Source organism: Kribbella sp. NPDC050820, assembly GCF_040653975.1.
In the GTDB taxonomy this organism is placed as follows: Bacteria; Actinomycetota; Actinomycetes; order Propionibacteriales; family Kribbellaceae; genus Kribbella.
This window is the reverse complement of record NZ_JBFAHB010000056.1, coordinates 35,892-61,218: the sequence shown is the minus strand read 5'-3', so window position 1 is coordinate 61,218 and position 25,327 is coordinate 35,892. Positions and strand designations below refer to the sequence as shown.

At 68.8% G+C, this 25,327-nt stretch carries 28 protein-coding genes; 17 read left to right on the top strand and 11 right to left on the bottom strand.

Annotated features, from left to right (window positions below):
* Window positions 1–124: 124 nt before the first annotated feature.
* Complete coding sequence (locus AB0H36_RS34810) at window positions 125–541, bottom strand: VOC family protein (RefSeq protein ID WP_360533656.1); 417 nt, start codon at window positions 539–541, stop codon at window positions 125–127.
* A gap of 179 nt (window positions 542–720) precedes the next feature.
* On the bottom strand, window positions 721–1,353 hold the full coding sequence (locus tag AB0H36_RS34805; RefSeq protein ID WP_360533653.1) for a CGNR zinc finger domain-containing protein: 633 nt from the start codon (window positions 1,351–1,353) through the stop codon (window positions 721–723).
* 51 nt (window positions 1,354–1,404) lie between these two features.
* Between AB0H36_RS34805 and AB0H36_RS34800 the strand changes: the two genes are divergently transcribed.
* From AB0H36_RS34800 to AB0H36_RS34785, 4 genes are read left to right on the top strand one after another with little or no spacing between them, the layout of a single operon-like run.
* Window positions 1,405–2,616, top strand: coding sequence for an MFS transporter (locus AB0H36_RS34800; protein WP_360533650.1), 1,212 nt, complete (start codon window positions 1,405–1,407; stop codon window positions 2,614–2,616).
* Window positions 2,600–3,349, top strand: coding sequence for a fructosamine kinase family protein (locus tag AB0H36_RS34795; protein WP_360533647.1), 750 nt, complete (start codon window positions 2,600–2,602; stop codon window positions 3,347–3,349). Before AB0H36_RS34800 ends, AB0H36_RS34795 begins: the two co-directional genes overlap by 17 nt.
* A 27-nt stretch (window positions 3,350–3,376) precedes the next feature.
* Window positions 3,377–3,655 carry a glycoside hydrolase family 20 zincin-like fold domain-containing protein gene (locus tag AB0H36_RS34790; protein WP_360533644.1) on the top strand — a complete coding sequence of 93 codons (279 nt, stop codon included), beginning with the start codon at window positions 3,377–3,379 and terminating at the stop codon, window positions 3,653–3,655.
* Entirely contained in the window at window positions 3,652–3,987 is a 336-nt protein-coding gene (locus AB0H36_RS34785; RefSeq protein ID WP_360533641.1) for a family 20 glycosylhydrolase, read from the top strand. The genes AB0H36_RS34790 and AB0H36_RS34785 overlap by 4 nt, the downstream gene beginning before the upstream one ends.
* Here AB0H36_RS34785 and AB0H36_RS34780 read toward each other — a convergent pair.
* Window positions 3,984–4,259, bottom strand: coding sequence for a protealysin inhibitor emfourin (locus tag AB0H36_RS34780; RefSeq protein WP_360533638.1), 276 nt, complete (start codon window positions 4,257–4,259; stop codon window positions 3,984–3,986). The genes AB0H36_RS34785 and AB0H36_RS34780 overlap by 4 nt on opposite strands.
* 435 nt (window positions 4,260–4,694) lie before the next feature.
* Here AB0H36_RS34780 and AB0H36_RS34775 point away from each other — a divergent pair, with 435 nt between their 5' ends.
* Window positions 4,695–4,898, top strand: coding sequence for a cold-shock protein (locus AB0H36_RS34775; RefSeq protein WP_360533635.1), 204 nt, complete (start codon window positions 4,695–4,697; stop codon window positions 4,896–4,898).
* 97 nt (window positions 4,899–4,995) lie between these two features.
* Window positions 4,996–5,484, top strand: a complete 489-nt coding sequence (locus AB0H36_RS34770; protein WP_360533632.1) for a DUF6328 family protein — start codon at window positions 4,996–4,998, stop codon at window positions 5,482–5,484.
* On the opposite strand, the gene AB0H36_RS34765 is transcribed toward AB0H36_RS34770, so the two are convergent.
* Window positions 5,465–6,319 carry an LLM class flavin-dependent oxidoreductase gene (locus tag AB0H36_RS34765; RefSeq protein WP_360533629.1) on the bottom strand — a complete coding sequence of 285 codons (855 nt, stop codon included), beginning with the start codon at window positions 6,317–6,319 and terminating at the stop codon, window positions 5,465–5,467. The two genes, AB0H36_RS34770 and AB0H36_RS34765, sit on opposite strands and share 20 nt — an antisense overlap.
* A 129-nt stretch (window positions 6,320–6,448) precedes the next feature.
* Here AB0H36_RS34765 and AB0H36_RS34760 point away from each other — a divergent pair, with 129 nt between their 5' ends.
* Both AB0H36_RS34760 and AB0H36_RS34755 read left to right on the top strand, forming a co-directional pair.
* Entirely contained in the window at window positions 6,449–8,221 is a 1,773-nt protein-coding gene (locus AB0H36_RS34760) for a BCCT family transporter (protein ID WP_360533626.1), read from the top strand.
* A 113-nt stretch (window positions 8,222–8,334) separates the two neighbouring features.
* Window positions 8,335–8,835 (top strand): glycosyltransferase, encoded by a 501-nt coding sequence (locus AB0H36_RS34755; protein ID WP_360533623.1) that lies wholly within the window; start codon window positions 8,335–8,337, stop codon window positions 8,833–8,835.
* Here AB0H36_RS34755 and AB0H36_RS34750 read toward each other — a convergent pair.
* Window positions 8,819–9,799: an SMP-30/gluconolactonase/LRE family protein gene (locus AB0H36_RS34750; protein WP_360533620.1), complete on the bottom strand. Its 981-nt coding sequence runs from the start codon at window positions 9,797–9,799 to the stop codon at window positions 8,819–8,821. The two genes, AB0H36_RS34755 and AB0H36_RS34750, sit on opposite strands and share 17 nt — an antisense overlap.
* 300 nt (window positions 9,800–10,099) lie before the next feature.
* Between AB0H36_RS34750 and AB0H36_RS34745 the strand changes: the two genes are divergently transcribed.
* On the top strand, window positions 10,100–12,775 hold the full coding sequence (locus AB0H36_RS34745) for a DUF3376 domain-containing protein (RefSeq protein WP_360533617.1): 2,676 nt from the start codon (window positions 10,100–10,102) through the stop codon (window positions 12,773–12,775).
* A gap of 29 nt (window positions 12,776–12,804) precedes the next feature.
* Here the strand turns inward: AB0H36_RS34745 and AB0H36_RS34740 are convergent, their stop codons facing one another.
* Window positions 12,805–14,223 carry an ATP-binding protein gene (locus AB0H36_RS34740; protein WP_360533614.1) on the bottom strand — a complete coding sequence of 473 codons (1,419 nt, stop codon included), beginning with the start codon at window positions 14,221–14,223 and terminating at the stop codon, window positions 12,805–12,807.
* 76 nt (window positions 14,224–14,299) lie between these two features.
* Here AB0H36_RS34740 and AB0H36_RS34735 point away from each other — a divergent pair, with 76 nt between their 5' ends.
* Both AB0H36_RS34735 and def read left to right on the top strand, forming a co-directional pair.
* Window positions 14,300–15,115, top strand: coding sequence for an LLM class F420-dependent oxidoreductase (locus AB0H36_RS34735; RefSeq protein WP_360533611.1), 816 nt, complete (start codon window positions 14,300–14,302; stop codon window positions 15,113–15,115).
* 65 nt (window positions 15,116–15,180) lie between these two features.
* A complete protein-coding gene (gene def / locus AB0H36_RS34730; protein WP_360533607.1) occupies window positions 15,181–15,786 on the top strand; it encodes a peptide deformylase in 606 nt (201 codons plus the stop codon).
* A gap of 1 nt (window position 15,787) precedes the next feature.
* Here the strand turns inward: def and AB0H36_RS34725 are convergent, their stop codons facing one another.
* The 5 genes from AB0H36_RS34725 to cobT are packed head-to-tail and all read right to left on the bottom strand — an operon-like array spanning window position 15,788 to window position 20,003.
* A complete protein-coding gene (locus AB0H36_RS34725) occupies window positions 15,788–16,342 on the bottom strand; it encodes an AAA family ATPase (protein ID WP_360533604.1) in 555 nt (184 codons plus the stop codon).
* Window positions 16,343–16,354: 12 nt separating this feature from the next.
* Window positions 16,355–16,891, bottom strand: coding sequence for a GNAT family N-acetyltransferase (locus AB0H36_RS34720; protein WP_360533601.1), 537 nt, complete (start codon window positions 16,889–16,891; stop codon window positions 16,355–16,357).
* A gap of 9 nt (window positions 16,892–16,900) precedes the next feature.
* Window positions 16,901–17,710: an RNA methyltransferase gene (locus AB0H36_RS34715; protein ID WP_360533598.1), complete on the bottom strand. Its 810-nt coding sequence runs from the start codon at window positions 17,708–17,710 to the stop codon at window positions 16,901–16,903.
* Window positions 17,707–18,966 carry a uroporphyrinogen-III C-methyltransferase gene (gene cobA / locus AB0H36_RS34710; protein ID WP_360533595.1) on the bottom strand — a complete coding sequence of 420 codons (1,260 nt, stop codon included), beginning with the start codon at window positions 18,964–18,966 and terminating at the stop codon, window positions 17,707–17,709. The genes AB0H36_RS34715 and cobA overlap by 4 nt, the downstream gene beginning before the upstream one ends.
* Window positions 18,963–20,003 (bottom strand): nicotinate-nucleotide--dimethylbenzimidazole phosphoribosyltransferase, encoded by a 1,041-nt coding sequence (gene cobT, locus AB0H36_RS34705; protein WP_360533592.1) that lies wholly within the window; start codon window positions 20,001–20,003, stop codon window positions 18,963–18,965. The genes cobA and cobT overlap by 4 nt, the downstream gene beginning before the upstream one ends.
* A gap of 127 nt (window positions 20,004–20,130) precedes the next feature.
* Between cobT and AB0H36_RS34700 the strand changes: the two genes are divergently transcribed.
* The 6 genes from AB0H36_RS34700 to AB0H36_RS34675 all read left to right on the top strand — a co-directional run bounded on the left by AB0H36_RS34700 (window position 20,131) and on the right by AB0H36_RS34675 (window position 25,044).
* Window positions 20,131–20,661 carry a YbhB/YbcL family Raf kinase inhibitor-like protein gene (locus AB0H36_RS34700; RefSeq protein ID WP_360533589.1) on the top strand — a complete coding sequence of 177 codons (531 nt, stop codon included), beginning with the start codon at window positions 20,131–20,133 and terminating at the stop codon, window positions 20,659–20,661.
* A 448-nt stretch (window positions 20,662–21,109) separates the two neighbouring features.
* On the top strand, window positions 21,110–22,120 hold the full coding sequence (locus tag AB0H36_RS34695; protein ID WP_360533586.1) for an ATP-binding cassette domain-containing protein: 1,011 nt from the start codon (window positions 21,110–21,112) through the stop codon (window positions 22,118–22,120).
* The gene (locus AB0H36_RS34690; protein ID WP_360533583.1) at window positions 22,117–22,929 is read left to right on the top strand and encodes an ABC-2 family transporter protein; all 813 of its coding nucleotides are present in this window, start codon (window positions 22,117–22,119) and stop codon (window positions 22,927–22,929) included. The genes AB0H36_RS34695 and AB0H36_RS34690 overlap by 4 nt, the downstream gene beginning before the upstream one ends.
* Window positions 22,926–23,777, top strand: a complete 852-nt coding sequence (locus tag AB0H36_RS34685) for an ABC-2 family transporter protein (protein ID WP_360533580.1) — start codon at window positions 22,926–22,928, stop codon at window positions 23,775–23,777. The genes AB0H36_RS34690 and AB0H36_RS34685 overlap by 4 nt, the downstream gene beginning before the upstream one ends.
* A gap of 35 nt (window positions 23,778–23,812) precedes the next feature.
* Window positions 23,813–24,247, top strand: a complete 435-nt coding sequence (locus tag AB0H36_RS34680) for a nuclear transport factor 2 family protein (protein ID WP_360533577.1) — start codon at window positions 23,813–23,815, stop codon at window positions 24,245–24,247.
* Between the two features lie 212 nt (window positions 24,248–24,459).
* Window positions 24,460–25,044 carry a class I SAM-dependent methyltransferase gene (locus tag AB0H36_RS34675; RefSeq protein WP_360533574.1) on the top strand — a complete coding sequence of 195 codons (585 nt, stop codon included), beginning with the start codon at window positions 24,460–24,462 and terminating at the stop codon, window positions 25,042–25,044.
* The last annotated feature ends 283 nt before the right edge of the window (window positions 25,045–25,327 follow it).

Sequence of the window (25,327 nt, the reverse complement as noted above, 5' to 3'; positions counted from 1 at the left end):
AGGCGCGCTTCAACCGCTACCTGCACAATCGTGGCCTCAAGGACACCAGCCGGCAACGGGTGTGGACGTTCCTCGGCGCCCCGGCCGGGTGGCCGGGGCGGGCTGTCGATCCAGGCAGTTGTTCCTACTCCAGGCAGATTCGGAACGGGTGGCCTGCGGGGTCGGCGTAGATCCGCCAGCCGCGAGCGTTCTCGGCGGGGGGTGGGTCCAGGGGGTCGAGCGGTTCGGCCCCCAGCGCGGTCACGCTGGCGTGACCGCTGGAGAGGTCCTCGACGATGAGGTCGAGATGGAGATCCTGCGCGTCGGTGCCGGGCCAGGTCGCCGGCACGAACTCCTCCGAGCGCCGGAAGGCCAGCGTCGAGAACCCGAACGACGAGCCGGGGCCGGTCAGGCTCCGCCAGTCGTCGTCACCGTTCTCGTCGATGTCCAGCCCCAGCAGCGCCGAGTAGAACTGGGCGAGCTCGAGTGGGTCCGGGCAGTCCAGCACCACCGAGCCGAGCCGCCCGGCAGTACTGCCCGGCTGCTCTGCCACCTGCGTCATCTGTCCTCCAGCTTCTTTCTTCAACTGCCCGCCCCTGTCCGGGGCAGGACCGGCCAGGCCCGTCGTGGTCGGAAGGCCCGGCCGCCTACGATGACAGGTCGGACGGACACTTCGCATCTTTCGACACGCCTACTTGACGGGTCACACGATCGCGGACAGTGAGCGTACCTGCTAACCAGTCAGACAGTGGAAGCAGAACGGCGCTTGGCGCTGAGCTTGCGGATCTTCGCCTGAGTCCCGCAGTCCTGCATCGAGCACCAGCGGCGTGACCCGTTCCGGCTGCGGTCGAGGAACAGGAAGCCGCAGCCGCCCTCGTCGACCGGGCAGGCCCGGAGCTGCCGCAGGTCGACGGTCCGCAGCAGCTCGACCGCGGCGCTGACCAGCCGATCCGGGATCATCGACGCCGGCGACGTACCGACCATCAACTCGGCGACAGCACCACCTGGAACGAGCACCGAGCGCGCCGCGGCGGCCGACCAACGGAGCGTCAGAAGCTCAAGCGCAGCAGCGAATTCGGCTCTCTGATCTCGCCGACTCAGGGCCGTGTAGACAGCCTCCCGGATCTCGACCGTCGCATGCAACGCCTGCGCAGCCACACCAGGGGCAGCGCTCCACGCGGAGCCGACAGCATCCGCCTCAGCCTCGGTGAGCAGCTCGGTACGGCGACCCCACGCCAGCAGCTCCTCAGGCCCTGGAATGTAGTCCCGCTGATCGTCCGCGCCACCGACCACCCGCGGCGCGACCGTGTTCACCAACTCGAGGGCGGGATGCCCTCCGACGATCCGGAGTTCGTCATTGCGGTCTTCTGCCATACGTGACATGCTACCACTATCACCCCTTTTACTGGAATCACAGGTGGCGTCATGTCCGACACGTCCCGCCGAACCCAGGCCGTGCTCGCCGTACTCGGCGCCGGCACCTTCTCCTACGTGACGATCGAGATCCTGCCGATCGGCCTGCTGACCGTGATCGCGGACGACCTCGGCCGGTCCCGCTCCGACGTCGGCCTGCTCGTCACCGGGTACGCCGTGCTCGTCGCGCTGACCGCGATCCCGCTGGCCCGGCTCACCCTCGGGCTCCCCCGCCGGCCCGTCCTGGGCGCCACGCTCGGCCTGATGGCCGTCGGCGCGACCGTGTCTGCGACGGCGCCGACGTACGAGGTCCTGCTCGTCGGGCGGCTGCTGACGGCGCTGTCGCATGCGCTGTTCTGGTCGATCATCTTCCCGATCGCGACCAGCCTGTTCCCGCCCGCAGTCCACGGCCGGGTGGTCGCCAGGCTGTCCATCGGCTCCGCGCTCGCTCCGGTCGTCGGCATCCCGCTCGGCACCTGGCTCGGTGAGCAGGCCGGCTGGCGACTGCCGTTCGCCCTGATGGCCGTCTTCGCGGCTGCGACCGGTCTGACCGTTCTGGCGCTCCTGCCTCGCGGCAGCGCACACCAGACGACAGCGAGCCGCGGACGCGCTCATGGCACGCGTCGCTACGCCGTACTCGTGGCCAGCACAGCTGTCGGCGTAGCGGGCTTCCTGACGTTCAACACCTACGTCACGCCGTTCCTGCTGGACGTCAGCGGCTTCGGCACCGATGCGCTCGCCCCGATCCTGCTGGCCTGCGGGCTGGGCGGCCTGGCCGGGACTCTGCTCATCGGCCGGCTCATCGAGCGGGACCCGTGGGTGGCGGTAGTCCTGCCGCTGGCCCTGGTCGGCGCATCGCTGCTGGCCCTCTACTCGGTCGGGCACGAGCGGGCGCCGGCGGTGTTGCTGTACGCGCTCGTCGGGATGTCCTTCAGCATGCTGGCGGTCGGCATCCTGAGCCGGACGCTGCTCGTGGCGCCGGGGAGTCTGGACCTCGCTTCGGCCGGCACCAATGTCGCTTTCAATGTCGGGATCGCGGCCGGCGGGCTGATCGGCGGGGTGCTGCTCGACCACACCGGCGTGCGCAGCGTGGCCCTGGTCGGCGGCCTGCTGGCGATCCTCGCGCTGACGGCGATGACGGCAGATGAGCCGGTGCTGGCCCGCGGCCGCCGGTTGATGCAAGAGTGCGAGGATGGCTGTCGAGTTCGTGAAGAGACGGCATGACGCGCCACCGGGCTTCTTCGAGGTCGAGGCGGCCGGCCTGCGCTGGCTCGCCGTACCCGGTGGGGCGGCGGTTGCGGAGCCCCTGGACGTCTCCCCCAGTCATCTGAGCATGGTCAGGCTCGAGCTCGCCCCACCGACCGGTGCCGCGGCCGACGAGTTCGGCCGTCGGCTGGCCGTGACGCACGACGCCGGCGCTCGGCACTTCGGCGTACCGCCGGACGGCTGGGACACCGACGGCTACCTCGGCACGATCGGGCTGCCGCACACGCTGGAGCCGGTGAAGTCGTGGGGCGAGTTCTACGCGAACCTGCGACTGCGGCCGTACCTGCGGTCGGCGTACAACCAGGGCACGATCGACGGGCACCAGCTGCAGGTGATCGAGCAGGTCTGCATCCGCCTGGAAGCCGGGGCGTACGACGACCCGACCGACCCGCCGAGCCGGATCCACGGGGACCTGTGGTCGGGCAACGTCGTCTGGTGCACCGACGGCGTCCACCTGATCGACCCGGCGGCGCACGGCGGCCACCGTGAGACCGACCTGGCCATGCTCGGCCTTTTCGGGCTCCCACAGCTCGAACGAGTGCTCCGCGCGTACGACGAGGTGCATCCGCTCGCGGACGGCTGGCGGGACCGGGTCGGGCTGCACCGGCTGCACCCGCTGCTGACCCACGTGGTGCTGTTCGGCGGGAGCTACGTACCGCAGGCGATCGCGATGGCCCACAAGTATGGCTGAGACCCTTGCAAGATCCTGACCCAGTGAGTGAGCAAGCGCGCGGACCGCTCCGGCGTCGCTGTCACCGCGGCCACGCCTGAGGGCCTGTTCCGCGGCGTCACGACTCTGCGCCAACTGCTCCCAGCCAAGGCCGACGCCGGCACCCTGCAGAACGGCCCGTGTCGCGGGTACGACGATCTCCGACTCACCGCGGTACGCGTACTGGGGCACCGACGACGCCCGGTCGCAGGGCCTCGCACGCCAAGCCGCGGCGCAGGGGGGCCAAGGTCGTGCTGTCTCCGGCCAACCGTGCGTACCTGGACATGAAGTACCACAAGGACACCCCGTACGGGCTGTCCTGGGCCGGTCTGGTGAGCGTGGAGAAGTCCTACAGCTGGAACCCGTCCACGCTCATCCCTGACCTGCCTGCGGATGCCATCGCGGGGGTCGAGGCGCCGCTGTGGTCGGAGACGCTCGACGAGGTGGACAAGGTCGAGTTCATGGCCTTCCCGCGGCTGCCGGGCATCGCCGAGCTCGGCTGGTCCCCCGCGTCCGCGCTCGACTGGCCGACGCACAAGGACCGGCTGGCCGGTCAGGGCTCGCGGTGGGACGCGCTGAGCGTGAACTTCTACCGCGCGCCGGAGATCGCCTGGCGCTAGGTCTCCAGCACCCGTTCGAGCAGCCAGGCGGTGGTCTGGTCGAGGTCCTGCTCGGCGACGGTGAGGTGCGTGGCGGGCGAGCCCGGCGCGTCACGCACCTCGACCCGGTACACGAACCGGTCCGGCTGGGGTATCCCGGAACCGAGCCTGCCCTGGTCCAGCGCCCGGACGGCGGCCTCCAGCCGGGCCGCGTCGGGCTGGAACGTGGTGTCGAGCTCACCGTGTGCCATCAGGCCGGCGAAGCCTCCGCTGCGGGTCACTGTGACGATCAACCGTGCCTCCTTCGGGCTCACCCTCGCGGTCTGCGCAACGATTGTCCAGAGGCGCGCGACACGCCCGAAAAATCGATCAGGTTCGCGCGTCCATCACCCGGCGTACCGGGCGCAGTCCCACGTTGGAACCGCCCGGCCGCCGGTCCCGGCGGCGAACGAGCAGGTCGGCGCGGGATTTCGTGGTCCCGGCGGGGTGTTCCGGGCGCGTTTCGGGGTGTTCACGGAACGTGGCGACCGGCGACTATTAGCGACACGTGTTCTCGGTCACCCCTACCACCCGGCCGGATAACGGCTACAGTTATCGCGTTGCAGTTTTGGACTCCCTGACTTTTGCTGTGCTGCATGGCCGGTCTGTCGTCTGGGGCCTTTCGGCGACGCGTGGCCCATGAGGTGTGGGTCGCGGATTGTTACAAGCCATCGAGGAGATAGACACAAATGGCTGTCGGTACTGTCAAGTGGTTCAACGCTGACAAGGGCTTCGGCTTCATCACCCCGGATGACGGTGGCGCGGACGTGTTCGCGCACTACTCGGCCATCCAGATGTCGGGCTTCCGTTCGCTGGACGAGAACCAGCGGGTCGAGTTCGAGATCACCCAGGGCCAGAAGGGCCTGCAGGCGGAGAACATCCGCCCGATCTGATCCGTTCAGATCACCCTTCGAGAAACTGAAGTGAAGGGGCCGCACACTCACCGGTGTGCGGCCCCTTTACCGTTTCGCCGCGGGTACCGTCAAGGACATGACCGACAGTGAGGCTGGGTACGACCGGGACGGCGAGCACAGGACCGAGCGGCTCGACCGGCACTGGAACGAGCTGCTGCAGGAGCTCCGGCTGGCCCAGACCGGTACCCAGATCCTGTTCGCGTTCCTGCTGAGCATCGCCTTCCAGGCCAAGTTCCAGGAGGCCGACTCGTTCACCCACGACGTGTACGCCGGCACCCTGATCGCCTCCGCCCTGGCCGTCGGCCTGTTCCTCGCGCCGGTGTCGTTCCACCGCGTCGTCTACCGGCAGAAGCTGCGCGACCGGATGCTCCCGATCGCCGGTCACATGGCCTCGGCCGGCATGATCTTCCTCGTCATCGCGATGGCCGGCGGCGTGCTGCTGGCGCTGGACGTCGTACTCTCCCGCTCGGTCGCGATCGTGATCACCGCGATCGTGCTCGCCTGGTTCACCGTCTTCTGGTACGTCATCCCCGCCTGGGTCCGCGCTAACGCCAACGGGGAATGACCTCAGCCGCCACCTTCTCGAGCACGTCGACCGACCCGGCGTAGACGCCTTCCAGGCGGGGCCAGTGGGTGATGACGTCGGTGAAGCCGAGGGCGGCGGCGCGGCCGACGACGTCTTCGAAGGCGTCGACGCTGCTCAGCGAGAAGCGGGCGGAGTCGAGCGCCAGGTAGCGGTCGAGCGGCTGACCTTCGAGTACGTCGTCCAGGCGGTGGCTCAGGTCGACGACCGTGGCGAACCAGGTGTCGAAGTCCGCTGACTTGATCCCGGTGGTCACCCAGCCGGCGCCGTACCTGGTCGCCAGTCGCAGCGACCGCGGGCCGTTGGCCGCCATGATGAACGGCACCCGCGGCTGCTGCACACACCCCGGCAGCGTCCGGCCGTTCCGCGTCTCGAAGTACTCGCCCTTGAAGTCGACGCCGTCGGTCGTCAGCAGCTTGTCCAGCAGTACGACGAACTCCTCGAAGCGGTCCACCTTCTGCCGGGGGCTGAGCTCCGGGCCGCCCTGGATCGTGGTGTCGATCCCGCCGCCCGAGCCGACCCCGCACAGGAACCGGCCGCCGGAGACGTCGTCCAGCGCCAGGATGTCGCGGGTCAGCGCGAGCGGGTGCCGGAAGTTCGGCGAGGTCACGAACGTGCCCAGCTTGATCGTCGAGGTGACCATTGCGGCCGCGGTCAGCGTCGGCGTCGTCCCGTACCAGGGCGCGTCCTGCAGGCCGCTCCAGGTCAGGTGGTCGTAGGTCCAGGCATGGTCGAACCCGAGCTCCTCCGCCCGCCGCCACCGCGGCGCCGCCTCGCTCCACCGGTACTCCGGCAGGATGGTGATCCCGAATCGCATGAGCGCACCCTAACCACAGTGTGGCCGAAACCACGATTGTTGCGTTTTGCCACGAACTTCGGCACGGTCGTCAGGCAGTCCCCTACCAAAAGGAAACGGAGGCGCGCCGAAGCGAGGCGTGATTCACCTGTGGCGATCGATGTCGACAGCCCGGCAGAGAACACGAATCCCGACCATGCACAACACCCTGCCATCGCAGCACCTCCTCCGCCCGGCAGCCGAAGTCGCGGCTCCGGCCTCGACCGCGTCGTCTTCGGCGTCACCGCGGTCATCGCCCTGGCCTTCGTCGCCTGGGGCTTCGCCGACGCCACCGGTCTCGGTACGGCGTCCACCTCGGCCCTGACCTGGGTCGAGACCAACACCGGCTGGCTGTTCGTCCTGCTGGCCTCCGCCTTCGTCGTCTACGTGCTCTGGCTGGCGGCCGGCCGGTACGGGCGGATCCCGCTCGGGCGCGACGACGAGGAGCCCGAGTTCAAGACCGTGTCCTGGGTGGCGATGATGTTCAGCGCCGGCATGGGCATCGGCCTGATGTTCTACGGCGTCAGCGAACCGCTGACCCACTTCACCAGCCCGCCGCCGGGAACAGTCGAGGCCGGCTCGTCCGCCGCGCTGCAGACGGCGATGGCGACCACGCTGTTCCACTGGACCCTGCACCCGTGGGCGATCTACGCCGTCGTCGGGATAGCCATTGCCTACGGCACCTTCCGGCGCGGCCGCTCGCAGCTGATCAGCTCCGCGTTCGCGCCGCTGCTCGGCCGCCGGACCGAGGGACCGATCGGCAAGGTGATCGACGGGCTCGCGATCTTCGCGACGCTGTTCGGCTCGGCCGCGTCGCTCGGCCTGGGCGCGCTCCAGATCGGTTCCGGCGTGCAGATCCTGGGCTGGCTGGACAAGACCGGTAACGCGTTGCTGGTCGGCGTCATCGCCGTACTCACCGCGGCGTTCGTCGCGTCCGCGGTGTCCGGTGTCGCGAAGGGCATCCAGTGGCTGTCCAACATCAACATGGTGCTGGCCGTCGTCCTGGCGTTCTTCGTCTTCGTCGCCGGCCCGACCGTGCTGATCCTCAACCTGGTCCCGACCGCGATCGGCGACTACTTCCGCGACCTGGCCGAGATGGCGGCCCGGACCGAGGCCAGCGGCGGCGACGCGATGTCCGAGTGGCTGTCCGGCTGGACCGTCTTCTACTGGGCCTGGTGGATCTCCTGGACGCCGTTCGTCGGGATGTTCATCGCGCGGATCAGCCGCGGGCGCACGATCCGGCAGTTCGTCACCGGCGTGCTGCTGGTGCCGTCGCTGGTCAGCCTGGTCTGGTTCTGCATCTTCGGCGGTACGGCGATCGACCTGCAGCGCAACGGGGTCGACGTCGCCGGGCAGTCCACCACCGAGGGCCAGCTGTTCGGGGTGCTCGACCACATTCCGCTGGCCGCGGTGACGACGATCGTGGTCGTGGTCCTGGTGGCGATCTTCTTCGTCTCCGGCGCAGACGCCGCGTCCATCGTGATGGGCACGCTGTCCGAACGCGGCGCGATCGAACCCCGCAAGCCGGTCGTCATCTTCTGGGGCGTGCTCACCGGCGCCGTCGCGGCGGTGATGCTGCTGGTCGGCGGTGGCGGGTCCGAGGCACTTCAAGGCCTGCAGAACCTGACCATCGTGGCCGCGCTTCCGTTCGCGCTGGTCATGGTCGGGCTCGCGGTCGCGCTGGCCAAGGACCTGCGCACGGATCCGCTGATGCTGCGGCATGCGATCGGCTCGGAGGCGGTCGAGGCAGCAGTCATCGAAGGTGTCAGCAACCACGGCGACGACTTCACTCTGGTCGTCGCCGGCAACGGCCACGACACCCCCGGCACCGACGTACCGGAGTCCCCACAACCCCAGGACGAGGTTCCACCTCCCAAGCCCTGAGCTGTGGGAACGAGCGCCGGCCAGGCGAGGACCTGGCCGGCGCTTGTGCGTCGGGCCGTTTGCCCCTGGCAACCGTTAGGCATCCCGGCCATGCGCATTCTGGTTACCACCACGTGAGCGGCCGCGTCATTTACGCAGTCAAGGAGCCGGAGGCACCCGGCGGCGGCGTGCGAGTCATCGCCCACACCGACAACTATCCGGGCTGGGCCCCCGCGCCGCACGTTTGGGCCGTCTCCCGGGAGAGCATCGACGTACTGGCCCGAGTCCACCCGCACCTGCCCCTCAGCCACATCCCCAACCCCGTCGACAGCGACCTCTTCCGTCCCGGCCATCGCGCCGTACGGCGAATCGCCTGGATGCCGCGCCGTCGCCCGTTGGAGTCGACCGTCCTCGAGCGGATCCTCCGCAACGACGCGCGCACGCAGGATGTCGAGCTCCTACCGCTCTCCGGCCTGACCGAGGAGCAGGTCGCGGAAGCCCTCGGCGAGACGTCGGTCTTCATCGCGCTCGGCATCTCCGAAGGCTTCGGCCTGCCCGTCGCCGAACCGTTGTCGGCCGGCTGCCTCGTCGTCGGCTACCCAGCCGGCGGCGGCGCGTTCAGCGGGTGGGGGTAGGGAAGGTGGCCAGGGCGTTGGTGCCGATGCTGCCCAGCCAGACGTGGCCGTCGCGTTCGCGGACTCCGGTGGGCATGTGGAAGTTCGGGTGGTGGCCGCGGAGGTCGTGCACCAGCGTGCCGTTGTCGTCGTACGCCTGGATCTCGATGATGTCGGCCGCCTTGGGCTTCAGCGCCTCGGGCAGGTTCCACACCAATGTCCGCAGGAACGGCTGCTTCGGCAGCAGGAAGTCGAGCAGCGCGTTCCGCGGCGAGCCGATCGTCACCCAGATCAGTCCGTCGGACCCGCGCGCGATGTTGTCCGGCAACCCCGGGATCGCCGCGACCAGCTCCGGCTCCGCACCGTCGGTCGTCAGGTCGAGCTTGTAGAGCCCGTACGTCGCCGACTCGGCCCAGAAGAGCGTACGACGGTCGCCGCTCAGCGCCACGCCGTTCGGGAAGCCCCGGCCCGTGGTCAGCCGCGTCAGCTCGCCATCCGGGGTGAGGCGGTACACGCTCCCGGTCGTGGAGTGCTCGAGCAGGTCCGCCATCCACTCGTCGATGCCGAACCGCGTCGACGAGTCGGTGAAGTAGATCGTCCCGTCCGGGGTGATGTCCGCGTTGTTGCAGAACCGCATCGGCCGGCCGTCGACCTCGGACAGCAGCGTCGCGATCCGGCCGTCCTTGTCGAGCGTCAGCAGCCCGCGGTTGGCGTCACAGATCAGCACCTTCCCGTCCGGCAGCCACTCCAGCCCCAGCGGCCGCCCGCCGGTGTCGGCGAGCGTCGTGATTGTCTTGCCGTCCGCGCTGACCCGCAGGATGCGACCGTCGTACAGCCCGGTGAGCACGCTGCCGTCTTCGTCGATCAGCGTGTCCTCCGGCCCGTCCCCCGGCAACGCGACCGTCTGCACCTCGATCCGGGTCGGCTCACGCTTCGGCGGCGCAGCAGGCGGAGTCCATCGCACAGGCGAAATCGACGACTTCATGCGCCGACCCTAGCGCTCCTCCCCCCGGTGTGTAACCGCACGCTCCGGCGCGCTGAGGGACCCCTGAACCCTGCGCCGTCAGCCATCTCCACCCGATCCCCACCACAACCGTTGCTCAAGAAATTCTGCCTACCAGAACTTCCGGGGAGCATGATCAGCAAACGCTTTATCGCGGGGTCGGCTGTTGCCGTGGAATGCTTCGTACTGCGCACGGAATTGTGCTGTTTCAGGTTCGTTCTGGAAGTTTCTGGCGAACGCGAGTACACGTGGATGTCAAGGGGGCTCATAAGGGGGAGCGAGATGGCCGAGCATGAGATTCGGATCGCACTGGTGATGAATGGCGGCGTCAGCTTGGCGGTGTGGATGGCTGGCGTCACGCACGAACTCGACCTGATCCGCCGCGCGAGCACGCCGGGTGCACCTCCGGCGCAACCGTACGACGAGAAGGTGGCCGCCCGCTGGCAGCAGTTGCTGCGCCCGGAGCAGGGGTACGAGCAACGGCGATTGGTCATCGACGTGATCGCCGGCACGAGTGCCGGCGGTTTGAACGGGGTGATGCTGGCAACGGCGATCGCTCACGACGCAACCCTCGACCCGACCGATGGAGCCGACGTCAAGACTCGTGGTCCGTGGCTACGCGAGCAGTGGCGCGAACTGGGGGCATTGGAGGCGACGAAGTTACTGCCTGACAATGCCGGCGAACGAACCGGTTCGGTGCTGAACGGCAGATTCTTTTTGCAGGAGGCCACCCGACTGCTGACGTGCTTGGCCGATAAACGCACACCGACCGCAAACCATCCGGTGACTCTATTCACCACCGCCTCCGGACTGGGCGAGCAGGGATTTGATGCCTACGACTACGCCGGCACGCCGTTCGACGTGGCCGATCACCGGTTCTTGTACCGATTCACCACCGACCTGCCGAGAATTTATGACCGTAGATCGATCGAGTTCCCCGCGCCACCGGATCCCGGCGCCCAGTTCGGCGACACCAGCCTCCTGGCCCGCGCCGCGCGGGCGTCGGCGTCGTTCCCGGTCGCGTTCGCGCCGGTCAACGAGGACGACGAGTTGAACAAAGTACGGCCACCTCGCGAGCGGCCACGACGGACCGACACGGCGCCGTCGTGGCTGATGGACGGCGGGGTACTCGACAACGCGCCGTTCGGCCCAGTGCTGGAAACGGTGTCCCGCAGCGAGGTCGAGAGCCATGCCAGCCGGTACTTGGTGTACGTCGTTCCGTCCTCCGGAGTCGGCAAGGCGACCACCGCGGTGTCCGACGACGAGCCGTCTTGGAAGCAGACTGCCGGTTCAGCGATCCAGTTCCCCCGTGAGGTGGACTTTCGATCTGACATGGAGGATTTGGAGCGGCTGCTGCTGGACGCCGACGCCAGTTGGTCCGATACGCAACGCCTGTTCAACAAGGCATGTCATGACCCCATGGAGCGGGCGCGGGTCATGCTCGCGGCCGAGCAGTTACAGCCCACCTACACCCGGGGCCGCGCGGCAGGTGGTGTATGGGAAGCAGTCACGGTCTCCAGATCCGGACGCACGACAGTGCTCGACAAGGCCGCCGCAGTCTCGGACGAGGCGGTCAAGGAGATCCTCAAGCTGGATCTGACCTGGACACCGCCTGAAGGCGCCGCAGTTGCCCCGACGCTCGTCGCGACCAGCGGACAGGTGGTGTGGCCGTGGGGTCTCGGCCCGGCCGAACGGGTGACGCGTCTGGTCCTGCGGTGGCTGCGGTCCAACCTGGCCGACGCGTTCAACGCCGCCAAGGTCGGCGACCTGAGCCGTCCCCGTTCGGTCCCCGAACTGGAGGACGACATCTCGAAGGCCAGCGAGGTGCTGCGCAACATCCTCGCCGTTCGGGAGGCACTTACTCCGGCCGTCAAGGCAGCGCAACTGACCACCCGGACACCCGAGGTCCAAGTCGCCACCGCGCTCAACCGCATCTTCTCCGATCACCGGGTGCCCGAGGCACTGGGCCAGGAGATCCGCCGACTCGAGGAATCCATCCCAGACGGCGCGGACCTGGTCGAATTGGCACTCGCGACGGAGGTGGTCTCCCGCTGCACGTCGTCCCGCACACCCGATCGGCGCAGTGCCCCATTCCGCTTCGTTCGGCTTGGTCCGGACGTCGCGTTGCCTGTGCTGAGCGCTCCGGATCGGAAACTTGCCACCGATCTGGGCGACCGGATCCTGTATGGGACACAGGTCGGTCACTTCGGCGCGTTCGGAGCGGCAGACTGGCGTCGTTGGGACTGGCTGATGGGCCGGCTGCACGCGGTCGCGCACATCGGCACGCTGCTGCACGCAGGTCAAGACGCCCAGGCAGCGGAGGAGTGGGTAGGTGCAACCCAACGCGAAGTACTGGCTGCCGAGAACTGGGAAGACGTAGCGGTCGCCAAACGGCTTCACAGCCTGCGGGATGACTTCCTGTCCGCCTCCGTCTGGGGTGGACTGGGCCGGATGATCGATGCGCTCAACGATGCTGACCAGGACCGCAACAAGCCAGCGTCGACCACCACCGGTCTAGGCGACCGACTGGTGCACGTCTCGGGTGGTCTCGGCAAGCGACCCGGGCAGTGGATCAAGGTCGTCGCAGGCCGCGAGACCAGGAGCAACAGCACCCTGGAGCAACTCGTCCGGTGGTTCACCGAGCCGACGCGCGATCTCGTGTGGAGCGTCCTGACGGCAGGCCAGGTGAAGTCCGCCCGCGCACAAGGCGGCGCGGTGGCACTACTGCGCTCCGCGGTCTGGTTCGCTGCTGCTCTGCTCGGCGCCGCGTTGCTACTCGCGGCGCTGCTGGGAGGCGATGCCTCGTGGTGGGTTGTGGTGCTCGCCGGCCTAGGATCCGCAGCCCTGCTGGTCGGGCTGGCGCTTGGAGTACTGGTGGCGCGACTGAACAGCACCCGGACGTCCCTGCGCGACTGGATTCAGGTGCGACTCGAACGGTGGCTGAGGCCACAGCCCTGACGGCTGGACCGCACAGACACCCCTCGCGGTCAGCCCGGGTAGAGGGCGGGGCCGGCCGGCGGAGGTGGGGTGTAGTCGGGGGTTTCGCCGTTGGTGGCGCCGAGGAGGCGGCGGGTCAGGGCGTCTTGGGACGAGAGGAGCTCGGCGGTTGCCTTGCGGAGGTGGTCGGCGTCGGGGGGTGTGCCTGACTCGGCTGCCAGCAGGATGGTTCGGCGTACCAGCTCTTTGGTGAAGGAGGCGGTGGTGCCTTCGGTCTGGGTGACGATCTGGTCGATGACGTCGGGGCTGAGGTCGAGGCCGGGGCCGTAGAGGTGCAGGAGGCGGGCGCGGCCGTCGGCGTCCGGCAGAGGTACCTCGACGGCGAGGTCGACGCGGCCGGGGCGTTGCATGAGCGCCGGCTCCAGGAGATCGGCGCGGTTGGTGGTGAGAAGGAAGGCGACGTCGGCGTCCTCCGCGAGACCGTCCATCTCGTTGAGCACCTGGAACAGCAGCGGGTTCTCCATCCCGCGCGAGTAGTCGCGGGCCTCGGCCACCAGGTCGCAGTCCTCCAGCACGATCAGCGCAGGCTGTAGCAACCGCGCCAACGCACACGCCTGCGAGATGAACCCGATGCTCGTCCCCGCCAGCAGTACGACGGTGAACGCCGGCAACCGCGACAGCAGGTACCGCACGGTGTGCGTCTTCCCGGTCCCAGGCGGCCCGTAGAGCAGCACGCCGCGCCGCAAGTGCTGACCCGCGTCCAGCAGCGTCTGCCGATGGTCGGCGATCCCGATCACCTCCCGCTCGACCCGCTCCAAGACCCCGGCCGGCAGTACGACGTCCGCCCGCGTGATGCCCGGCCGCGGATGCAGCCGGAACGGCCCGACCCCCTGCCCGAACTCGTGCCCCTCGAAAGAGACCACCTTCCCGCGGAAGATGTTGTTCTTCCGGATCAGCTCCGGCAGCGCATCGAGGAAGCTGTCCGCCTTCCCGGTCGCCAGCACCTCCAGATCGACCCGGATCCGCCCGTACTGCGGATTCGCCGAGCGCAGCAGCGCGACGTACCGCTCCGAACCCCGCACCCCGAGGTAGAACCCGAACGAGACGCAGTCCATCTCCTCGTCCACGTCGATCGGCAGCCGCTCGTAGTCGACCGACCCGATGCCGAACCGGTCGTACTGCGCGAGCTCCAGCACCTCACCGAGCGAGTGGTGACCGCGGTTCGACCCGGCCAGCCCGATCAACTCGAACGAGTCGAACCATGCCTCGATCGCGAATTGCACGTTCGGCAGGTCGTACGGCGCGAAGCTCGACGACACCACCGGCAGCTGGTCGGGGTCGGCGCCGAGATGCGCCCGCAACCGGTCCAGCAGGTTCTCCCGGTCGCCCGCGCGGCGATGCTGCTGCATCCGCTCCAGGAACCCGGTGAACAGTCGCGCGAACTCGTCGATCTCGTCGCCGTTCTCCATCCCGCACTACCCCCGCCTCGTTCGGATACCGGCCTGATCCGGAGGGTCCTCCGAAAAGCCGGATAGGATCTCCACCATGACAGATTCCGAGTCCACCGACCGTCCGTACGCCGCCTTCCCGGTCCGGATCGGCCTGCAGGTCCAGCCCCAGCACGCCCAGTACGCCGACATCCGGCGGACCGTGGCCGCGGCCGAGGAGATCGGCGTCGACGTGGCGTTCAACTGGGACCACTTCTACCCGCTGTCCGGTGAGCCGGAGGGCCTGCACTTCGAGTGCTGGACCATGCTCGCCGCCTGGGCGGAGGCGACCGAGCGGATCGAGTTCGGCGCCCTGGTCACGTGCAACTCCTACCGCAACCCCGACCTGCTGGCCGACATGGCCCGCACGGTCGACCACATCAGCGAGGGCCGGCTGATCTTCGGCATCGGCTCGGGCTGGTTCGAGAAGGACTACGACGAGTACGGCTACGAGTTCGGTACGGCGGGCGGCCGGCTGGACGCGCTCGGCGAGGCGCTGCCGCGGATCGAGAAGCGGTGGGCCAAGCTCAACCCGCGCCCGACCCGGGACATCCCGGTGCTGATCGGCGGCGGCGGCGAGAAGAAGACGCTGAAGCTGGTCGCGCAGCACGCGAACATCTGGCACGGTTTCGGCGACGCCGAGACGATCGCGCACAAGCACGCCGTACTGGACGAACACTGCCGGACGATCGGCCGCGACCCGGGCGAGATCGAGCGCTCGGTGGGCGTCGGCGACAAGAAGCCCGAGGACGTCGGCAAGAAGTTCCTCGACGTCGGCACCCGGCTGTTCACCGTGCACTCGTCGGGGCCCGACTACGACCTCGGCCTGCTTCGCGAGTGGGTCGCCTGGCGCGACGAGGTCAACGCCAAGTAGCAGCCGCTGCCGGGTGGCGCGAGCCACCCGGCAGGGTGGTCGCCGGAGTCGATAGGATTTCCGGCATGTCTACGTTGCCTGAGAACGGTTCGGTGCGGCCTATCACCCGGTGGGGTGAGGACGTCATGCACCGGATCAACCAGCCCGTGACCGACTTCGGGGACGAGTTCCAGACGCTGATCGCGGACATGGTCGCCACGATGAACGCGGCCGAGGGTGTCGGACTGGCCGCGAACCAGGTCGGCGTGGACCTGCAGGTGTTCGTGTTCGACTGCCCGGACAAGGACGGGAACCGGGTCCAGGGCGTCGTCTGCAACCCGGTCATCGAGCTGCCCGAGGGCAAGGACCGCCGCCTCGACGAGGGCGACGAGGGCTGCCTGTCACTGCCGGGCGCCTTCACCAAGTGCGCCCGTCCCGACTTCGCTCGGGTCACCGGCCTCGACCAGCACGGCGAGCCGGTCTCCTTCGAGGGAACCGGCCTGCTGGCCCGCTGCCTGCAGCACGAGACCGACCACACCCAGGGCACCGTCTTCGGCGACCGGCTCTCCCGCAAGTACCGCAAGCGCCTGTTCGGCGAAGCCGAGGAGCTGGCCCCCGACTACCCCGCCGACTGGCCCGTCTCCCCCATGATCGAACACGAAACCGACCACGAAGGCACCCCGGCGACCTGACCTACCAGCGGGCCTTGTCCAGGTCCGCGAGGATCGCCTCGACCGACTCGTCCGGGGTCAGGTTGGTGGTGTCGAGCCAGAGGCCTCGGCGTGGGGTGTTGTCGACGTACGTCTGGAAGGCCCGGACGGCGTTGATCAGGCCGCCGTCGGCGTCCTGCCAGTCGCGGTAGGCGTTGTTGCCGCCGCGGGCGAGCTCGCGTTCCACGACGGACTCGACCGACGGGGTCAGCATGACGAAGTACGGATCGACGTCGTGCAGCCGGCCGAACCAGCGCTCGACGTCGTCCTCGAAGATGTTGTCGCTGCAGACGAAGTCGAACCCGGCGTCGGCGTAGTGCTGAGCGATCAGCGCGGAAGCGTCGTACCGGAGGTGCAGCTGACGTAGCGCCTCTGGCGACGGATCGGGCGTCATGATGTCGGCGCCGGCGACGACGCCGCGGTAGAACACGTCACCGTCGAGCGTCGCGGCGGGCGGTCCGAGCCGAGCGGCGAGCAGCGGCGCGATCGTCGACTTCCCCGCGGCCTGCATCCCGGTGACGAGCACTACCTTCGGCATGCCCCCATCAGATCACCCGCGTCCACCGGTTCTCGCACTCCAGGCCGCGGCCGTCATCGAGTAGATGGTGGCGTCGAACTGCTCGCCGTCCTCCTCCAGCCTCGCCTCGTGGTCGAAGCTCATGCCGAGCCGGCGCATCACGCCGATGCTGCGCAGGTTCGGCGTGTCCGTGACCGAGATGACGCGGGGGAGCCCCAGCGTGGTGAACCCGTACTCCAGCCAGGACGCCGCCGCTTCAGTCGCGTAACCGTGTCCCCAGTACGCGCGGGCGAGTCGCCAGCCGATCTCGAAGTCGTCCGGGTACCACGGCGTGAACTGCAGCCCGCAGGCGCCGACGAAGGCACCATCGGTACGGCGCTCGATCGCCAGGAACCCGGTGCCGTCCGAGGCGAACCGCTTGTTGACGCCCGACGCGATCCGGTCCGATTCCTGCCGATTCAACGGCTTCCCGAGGTATTTCATCACCTCGGCATCCGTGTTCAACGCGGCCCACGGCTCCAGGTCGTCGTCGCGGAACGGGCGCAGCAGCAGGCGTTCCGTCGTACGCATGACTCCCCCTTAACGTCGCGTCGCGTAGAAGGCGACTGCGGCCGAGGATGCCACGTTCAGGGAGTCAACACCCCCAGCCATCGGGATGCGCACGGTCAGATCTGCCTTTTCGAGCACGTGCGGCTTGAGGCCGTGCCCTTCGGTGCCGAAGATCAGCGCGAGCCGGTCGTCGCGGCGGGCGACCAGGTCGTCGAGGCTGATCGAGTCGTCGGTGAGCGCGAACGCGGCCGCGACGAACCCGCGGTCCTGCAGGGTGTCCAGGTCGCCGGGCCAGGACGTGAGCCGGGTCCACGGGACCTGGAAGACCGTGCCCATCGAGACCTTGATCGACCGCCGGTACAGCGGGTCCGCGCAGGTCGGCGTGACCAGCACGAGCTCGACGCCCATCGCGGCGGCGGCGCGGAACCCGGCGCCGACGTTCGTGTGGTCGACGATGTCGTCGAAGATCGCGATCCGTCGTACGTCGTTCGTCAGCAAGTCGGGCAGCGGGACGGCCGGTTGACGCCGGTACGACGCGAGCGCGCCGCGGTGCACGTGGAAGCCGGTGACCTGCTCGGCCAACTCCTCGGAGACGACGTACACGGGGGTGTCGGGCCATTTCGCGAGTACGTCGTGCAGGGAGTCGAGCCAGCGCGGTGCGAGCAGGAACGAGCGCGGCTCGAAACCGGCCTCCGCGGCCCGGCGGATCACTTTGTCGCCCTCGGCAATGAACAGCCCGTGCTCCTCCTCGAGGAGCCGGCGCAGGTTCACCTCCCGCAACCGCACATAATCAGCCAGCCGCTCGTCCCCCGCATCCTCCACCCCCACGAGCCGACTCATCCCGCCCCGCCCGCCTCCGCTCCCGCACCCGGCTCCGCGGCGGCAGCGCCGCCGACTTGTGCTGCGACCTCGACTACGTTGCCGATGACAACGATCGCGGGCGCTCCGACGCCTGCCTCCTGCATCGTGTCGGCGATCCCGGCCAGGTCGGACGTCACCATCCGTTGACCCGGAAGGGTGCCGTCGGCAATGGCTGCGGCCGGGGTGCTCGCCGGGCGACCGGCGGCGATCAGCCGCTCGGTGATCGCAGGCAGGTTCTCGACCGCCATCAGCAGGACCAGCGTGCCGGACAGCTGCGCCAGCGCGTCCCAGTTGATCAGCGAGTCCGGATGCGACGGCGGGATGTGACCCGACACCACGGTGAACTCATGCGTCACGCCGCGATGCGTCACCGGGATCCCGGACACCGCCGGCACCGAGATCGAACTGGTGATCCCCGGCACGACCGTCCACGGCACGCCGGCCTCCGCGCAGGCCAGCGCCTCCTCGAAGCCGCGACCGAACACGTACGGATCGCCGCCCTTCAGCCGTACGACGACCTTCCCCTGCCGACCGCGATCGACCAGGATCCGGTTGATCTCCTCCTGCTGAGCCGCCCGCCCCCGAGGCAACTTGGCCGCATCGAACAGCTCCACGTCCGGGTGCAACTCGTCCAGCAACTGCTGCGGCGCCAGCCGGTCCGCCACGACGACGTCGGCCTCGGCGAGCAACCTGCGCCCGCGGACCGTGATCAGATCCGGATCCCCCGGTCCCCCACCCACGAGATAGACACCCGGCCGCCTGTCGACCTCGCGCGCAGCCAACGCACCCGAGCGCAGTTCCTCCAGAATCGCGTCCCGGACCGCGGCCGAACGCCGGTGATCACCACCACCAAGCACGCCGATCGTCACGTTGTCGTGCTGCCCGGACGCGGGCGTCCACGCAGTCGCCCTGGACCGGTCGTCGGACCGCACGCAGAAGATCCGGCGCTCCTCGGCCTCGGCCGACACCCGGTCGTTGACATCGGAGTCGTCGGACGCCACGACGACGTACCAGGCTCCGTCGAGGTCGCCGTACTGATAGCCGCGCTCGACCCAGGTCAGCGACGGGTTGGAGAGCAGGCCCTCGATGGTCGGGGTGATCGCCGGGGAGATCAGGTCGATCTGCGCGCCGGACTCGATCAGCCGCGGCAGCCGTCGCTGGGCGACACCGCCGCCGCCGACCACGACCACGCGGCGTCCCTCGAGCACCAGGCCGGACAGGTACTGACTCGTCACGAGCTGATCCCAGCGGACTCGAAGGTGGCCATCTCGCCGAGCGCGCGGACGGCGCAGGTCAGGATCGGGTACGCCACCACCGCGCCTGTCCCCTCGCCCAGCCTCATATCGAGGTCTACCAGCGGCTGCAGGCCGAGCGTCTTCAGCGCGATCGCGTGGCCCGCCTCGGCCGAGCGGTGGCCGGCGACGCAGTAGTCGATCACGGCCGGATGGAACGCCTGCGCGACCAGGGCGGCGGCGCCCGCGATCACCCCGTCGAGGATGACCGGGACCTTGTTGGCCGCGGCGCCCAGGATGTACCCGGCCAGGGCTGCGTGTTCGAGGCCGCCGTACGCCTCGAGGGCCTTGAGCGGCTCCGTCGCCGGTACGTCGTGGTGCGCGAGAGCCTCCGCGATCACTTTGGTCTTGTGGGCGAGCGTGGCGTCGTCGATGCCGGTGCCGCGGCCGGTGACCACGTCCGCGGTCGAGCCGGTGAAGGTCGCGATCAAGGCGGCCGAGGCGGTCGTGTTCGCGATGCCCATGTCGCCGGTCAGGAGGCAGCGGTAGCCGTCCTTGACCAGGGTGTTCGCGAGGTCGAAGCCGACCGCGATCGCCGCCATCACCTCGTCCTCGGTCAGGGCCGGCTCGACGGACAGGTCGCGGGTGCCGGGGCGGACCTTGGCGTGCACGATGTCCAACTCGTCCACGTCGGCCGCCACGCCGACGTCGACCACGCGGACGTCGACCCGGTTGTTCGCCGCGAAAGCGTTGACCGCGGCGCCGCCGGCGGCGAAGTTCGCCAGCATCGCGGCGGTCACTTCCTGCGGCCAGGGCGACACGCCCTGTGCGTGGACGCCGTGGTCGGCCGCGAAGACGGTCACCACGGCCGGCGCCGGTACGGCGGGCGGGCAAGTGCCGGTCATCCCGGCCACCTGGACCGACAACTCCTCCAGCACGCCAAGTGAACCGGCCGGTTTCGTCAACGCGAGCTGACGCTCCGCGGCAGCCCGCATCGCCACCGCGTCCGCCGGGCCGATCCGGGCCAGGTACTCCTCCACCGCACGTCCTCCACTCGTCGCCTGGTCCGATCTTCGCATCTCCACCCGGGTGCCCCTGGACGAATCCGTGTGATGTGGACAGTAATGTCGGAATCACCACACGTCGCGAGACCCCGGAGGCTCCCAGATGTCGCTCGATCGCCCCGTCGCACCGGACCCGTACGCACTGCTCCCGAAGGCCGGCACCTTCACCGTCACCAGCACCGACGTCGCCGACGGCGAGCCGCTGTCGGACGACCACGCCTTCGCCGGCGGCAACACCTCGCCGCAGCTGAGCTGGTCCGGGTTCCCCGAGGAGACCAAGGCGTTCGTCGTCACCTGCTTCGACCCCGACGCCCCTGTCGTCTCCGGCTTCTGGCACTGGGTCCTGGTCAACCTCCCCGCAACCGTCACCTCCCTCGACACCGGCGCCGGCACCACCGAACGCCTCGACAACGGCGCCTTCCACGTCCGCAACGACTTCGGCACCAAGAACTACGGCGGCGCCGCCCCACCCGCCGGCGACCAGGTCCACCGCTACTACTTCGCCGTCCACGCCATCGACGTAGAGGCCTTAGACGTCGACTCCGACGCCACCCCCGCCGTAGTCAGCTTCAACCTCGCCTTCCACACCCTCGCCCGAGCCCTGATCACCCCCACCTACCAGGTAACCGAGTAGTACCTGGCCGGACCTTCGGACACCATGCGGGGACCTCGGACACCAAGTCAGATGTCCGAGGCCCCGAGCAGCTGTACGAACCCAGCGGGGAACCTCCGACGAGGCAGGTCCCCGTCGACGCTCAGTCTGGTGGCCGGCCCGGGTGCGCACCGGCTCACGACGGATCGCCTCCTGGCGCGACCACGTGGCGGTTGAACGCCGGCGACGAAGGAGCCCGGCTGGGCGCGAGGCCCCGCAGGGAAGGTTGGGTGGGGTGGGAGCGGTGGCGAAGCACGCGACGAAGGAGCAGGCGTAGCGGCGCGTGGGCCAATGCAAATGGGTGGACAGCGGTTTCCGGGGTGCCATACGTTCGGGGTGGTGGCCGCACGTCGCGGGAGACTTCCGCGCTGTGCGCGGTGGTGCTGCCCGGTCCGGCAGGCAACCGACTCTCGAAGGCGGTGCACCCATCGTGAGTGATCAACCGGTGATCGCGGCGCGCGATCTCACCAAGACGTACACGTTCCACCAGCAGGGCGCCGGGCTGGGTGGGGCGATCAAGAGTTTGGTACGGCGGAAGTACGAGACGCGGCTCGCGGTCGACGCGGTGTCGTTCAGCATCGAGCGGGGCGAAGTCGTCGGCCTGCTCGGGCCCAACGGGGCGGGGAAGACGACGACCCTGAAGATGTTGTCGGGGTTGCTCTACACAACGTCCGGCGAGTTGCAGGTGCTCGGCTGCCGGCCGTCGGACCGGAAGTACGACTACCTGCGACGGATCGCGCTCGTCATGGGCCAGAAGACGATGCTGTGGTGGGACGTTCCGGCCATGGAGAGCCTCCTGCTGCACAGGGACATGTACGGGCTGCCGGCGGCGGAGTTCGAGCGGAACGTTGCCGAGCTCGCCGAGCTGCTCGACGTACAGGACCTGCTGAATGTCCAGGTTCGCAAGACGTCCCTCGGTGAGCGGATGAAGCTCGAGTTGCTGGCGGCGCTCGTGCACGGGCCGGAGATCCTGTTCCTGGACGAGCCGACGATCGGGCTCGACGTCGTCGCCAAGGCCCGGGTCCGCACGTTCCTCGAGGACCTGAACCGAGTTCGCGGTACGACGATCCTCGTCACCAGCCACGACATGGACGACATCGAGGCGCTCTGCTCGCGGGTGATGATCATCGACCACGGGCGCCTGCAGTACGACGGCGGTCTCGACGATCTCGTGCGTACGGCGCGACCCCGCAAGCTCGTCCGGGCGACGTACGCGAACGAGGTCGACGCCGGCCCGCTGGCAACGCTGGACGATGTGACTGCGGTCGAGAGCTCCGGCCTGGTGGTCAAGCTCGAGGTGGATCGCGAGCGCGCCGGCCAGGTGCTGGAACAGCTCACGCGGCTTGGCCCGCTCGTCGACCTCGACGTCGCGGACGCCGACATCGAGGAGATCATGCGCGACCTGTTCCTGCGCCGCAGCACGCTGGCGGACCCGTCGTGAGCGCACTGGTCCGCAACCTCCGGGTACTGCGCCGGATGACCGCGGCCGAGATCGCGCAGCAGTCCATCTACCGCGGCGCCTGGGTCATCTTCATGGCGGCCAACATCTGCGTGCCGATCATCTCGTTGCTGATCTGGCGTACGGCGATCGCGAACGGGGCCCGCCTCCCGGTCGACGAGAGCTACCTCACGACGTACTTCGTGCTGCTGAGCTTCGTCACGATGGCGACCTCCTCGTGGATGACCGGCTTCCTCGCCAACGACATCCGGCTCGGCAAGCTGTCCAGCTGGATGGTGCGGCCGGCGTCGCTGCTGATCGGGTTCGTCGCGAACAACCTGTCGGAGAAGTTCCTGAAGATGATCGCGCTGGTCCCGATGATCGGCGTGCTGTGGTGGATCTTCCAGGACTCGATGAGTATCCCGGCCGGCCCGGGCCACTGGGCGTTGTTCGGGGTCAGCCTGGTGCTCGGGGCGATCCTGGTGTTCACGATCGACATCCTGATCGCGTCGCTCGCGTTCTGGATGGACGACGTGACCGCACTCGCACAGGCCCGGGTGATCATCGCGGGCGTCCTGTCCGGCGCCGTCGTACCGCTGGCGCTGATGCCGGACTGGTCGCGTGGGTTCGTCGACAACCAGCCGTTCCGGTTCACGGTGTCGTTCCCGGTCGAGATCGTCGCGGGGTCGTTGTCCGGGGCGGAGCTCCTGGTGGGGTTGGGGCTTCAGCTCGGGTACGTCGTCGTGTTCGGCGTACTCGCTCGACTCGTCTGGTCGGTCGGGATCCGCGCGTACTCGGCGGTCGGCGCATGAGCGACCTCCGTACCCACGCCGACGAACGGCGGCCGCTGGATCGCACCTGGCTGCATGTGCAATTGCGGCACCTCCGGCTGTGGCGGCGGTTCCTCGCGCAGGCGATCGTCCGCGAGACGCACTACCGGGCGCACTTCCTGACCACGTTGCTGGTCGGGTTGGTCCAGCTCGGGCTCGGGACCGTGCCGATCCTTTTGCTGTACGGATACACCGACGAGGTGCACGGCTGGTCGCGGGCCGAAGTGATCGCGCTAGTAGGGATGTACCAGATCGCGACCGGTCTGCTGGCGACGTTCGTCGCCCCGAACCTGAACCGGATGACGTCGTACATCACCGAGGGCGAGCTCGACGGCGTGCTGCTGCGGCCGGTGTCGAGCCAGTTCTACTTGACGCTGCGGTGGATCAACGTCGCGGAGCTGAGCAATGTTGCCAGCGGCATCGTTGTGCTGGTCGTCGGCCTGGTGCAGGCCGACGCCGGGCCGAGCGCGGTGGACATCCTGCAGGCGGTGGTGCTCGCCGCGGCCGGCCTGGTGCTGCTCGTCTGCGTGTGGAGTGCGATGTCCTTCCTCGCGTTCTGGTTGCAGTCGGTGAGCCCGATCGGGTTCGTGTTCCTGAACCTGGTCGAGGCGGGGCGCTATCCGCTGGTGTTCTTCCCGACTGCGGTGCGCGCGTTTCTCACGTTCGCGTTCCCGGTGGCGTTCGCGACGACGTTCCCCGTGCAGGCGCTGGCCGGTGGGATCGGGTGGGCGCCGGTTGCGGGCGGAGTCGGGTTGGCGCTCGTGGCCGTCGTACTCGTGCGTCTGTTTTGGCGGCACGGGATACGTTCGTACGCGAGCGCGTCCAGCTAGCCTCACAGTTGGGCCGGCTGCATCGTCGTACCGGTATGACACAGACGAGCTATGACGTGGCAATCGACGAGTTGCTGGAGCGGCGGGTCGAGGCCTGCCGGGCGAAGGACATCGACGCGCTGATGTCGCTGTACGCCGACGACATCGTGTACTACGACGTGATCGCGCCGCTGCAGTTCATCGGCACAGACGAGGTACGGCGCAACTTCGTCCGCTGGTTCGACGAGTACGACGGCCCGATCGGCCTGGAAACCCAGGACCAGCGCGTGGCCGTCAGCGGAGACGTCGCCTTCGCCCACATGCTCCACCTGGACAGCGGCACCCGCCGCAACGGCCTCGAACTCGCAGTCTGGGTCCACTCAACCGTCTGCCTACGCCACATCAACAACCACTGGCTGATCACCCACGAACACATCTCAATCCCCCACGACCTCAACGACTGGACCGCCGTAGTAGACGCAACCCCCTGACGGTGGCCGCGCGCGCCCTCGTCGAGGCGTTGGCGCCCACCGGCCCCACGGTAGGACCGCCCTCGTCGGGGCGCTGCGCCCACCGGTCTGACGATGGGCGACCTCGTTGCGGGTGCAAGTGGTGGTCGCCCGGCTCGTGGCAGGATCGGCTGCGGGAGGCGATCGCGATGGTCTCAGCCGATGAGGGACGGCCGCCAACGAGTCATGAGCGGATGGCGGGGCAGCCTTGGGATGCGTCGTACCAGGACGGACCGCCCGCTTGGGATTTCGGCGGACCGCAGCCGGCCGTCGTACAGGCAGCTTCCCGTTTCACAGGCCCGGTGCTCGACGCCGGCTGTGGGACCGGCGAGAACGCCCTGCACGTGGCGTCACTCGGTCTGCCCGTGCTGGGCATCGACGTCGCCGAGACCGCGCTGGCCCTCGCCCGCGAGAAGGCCGCTGCGCGGGGGCTCAAGGCCGAGTTCGCGTACGCCGACGCCCTTCACCTCGACCGCTTGGGCCGCAGCTTCCAGACGGTCCTCGACTGCGGCCTCTTCCACACCTTCGACGCCGACGAGCGCCAGGAGTACGTCGCAAGCCTGGCCGCAGTCACCCAGCCCGGCGCAACCCTCTACATCCTGTGCTTCCGCGACGCCGGCCCCACCAGCGGCCCACACCCCCTCACCCAGGCAGCTCTTGAGGCCCCCTTCACCACCGCCTGGTCCGTCATCACAGTCACCCCAACCGAAATCCGAGCCAACCTCCCCCACACCACCACCGCCCCCGCCTGGCTAGCAACAATCCGCCGTACGACGTAGCGCTGAGGCCCGGAGCTGACCGAGCAGTCCCGCGACGGCGTGGGCGCGAATCGAGACCTTGACACCCCCGCAGTGGGCAACCACCGGAAATTACGCGTGCTCGCCAACCGCTCCCTGTTCAAGGCCCCGCCCCGTGTCCTCCGCACTCCGCCGGACCCGGGTTGCGGTGTGCGACGCCGCCGGAGGCGGCCGACAAGACAGCCACCGCGCAGCGGTGTCCGACCACCTCGCCCGGGACTCTCCCGGTTCCGGAACTTCTGCCATCCCCGCAACTTCAGCTGCA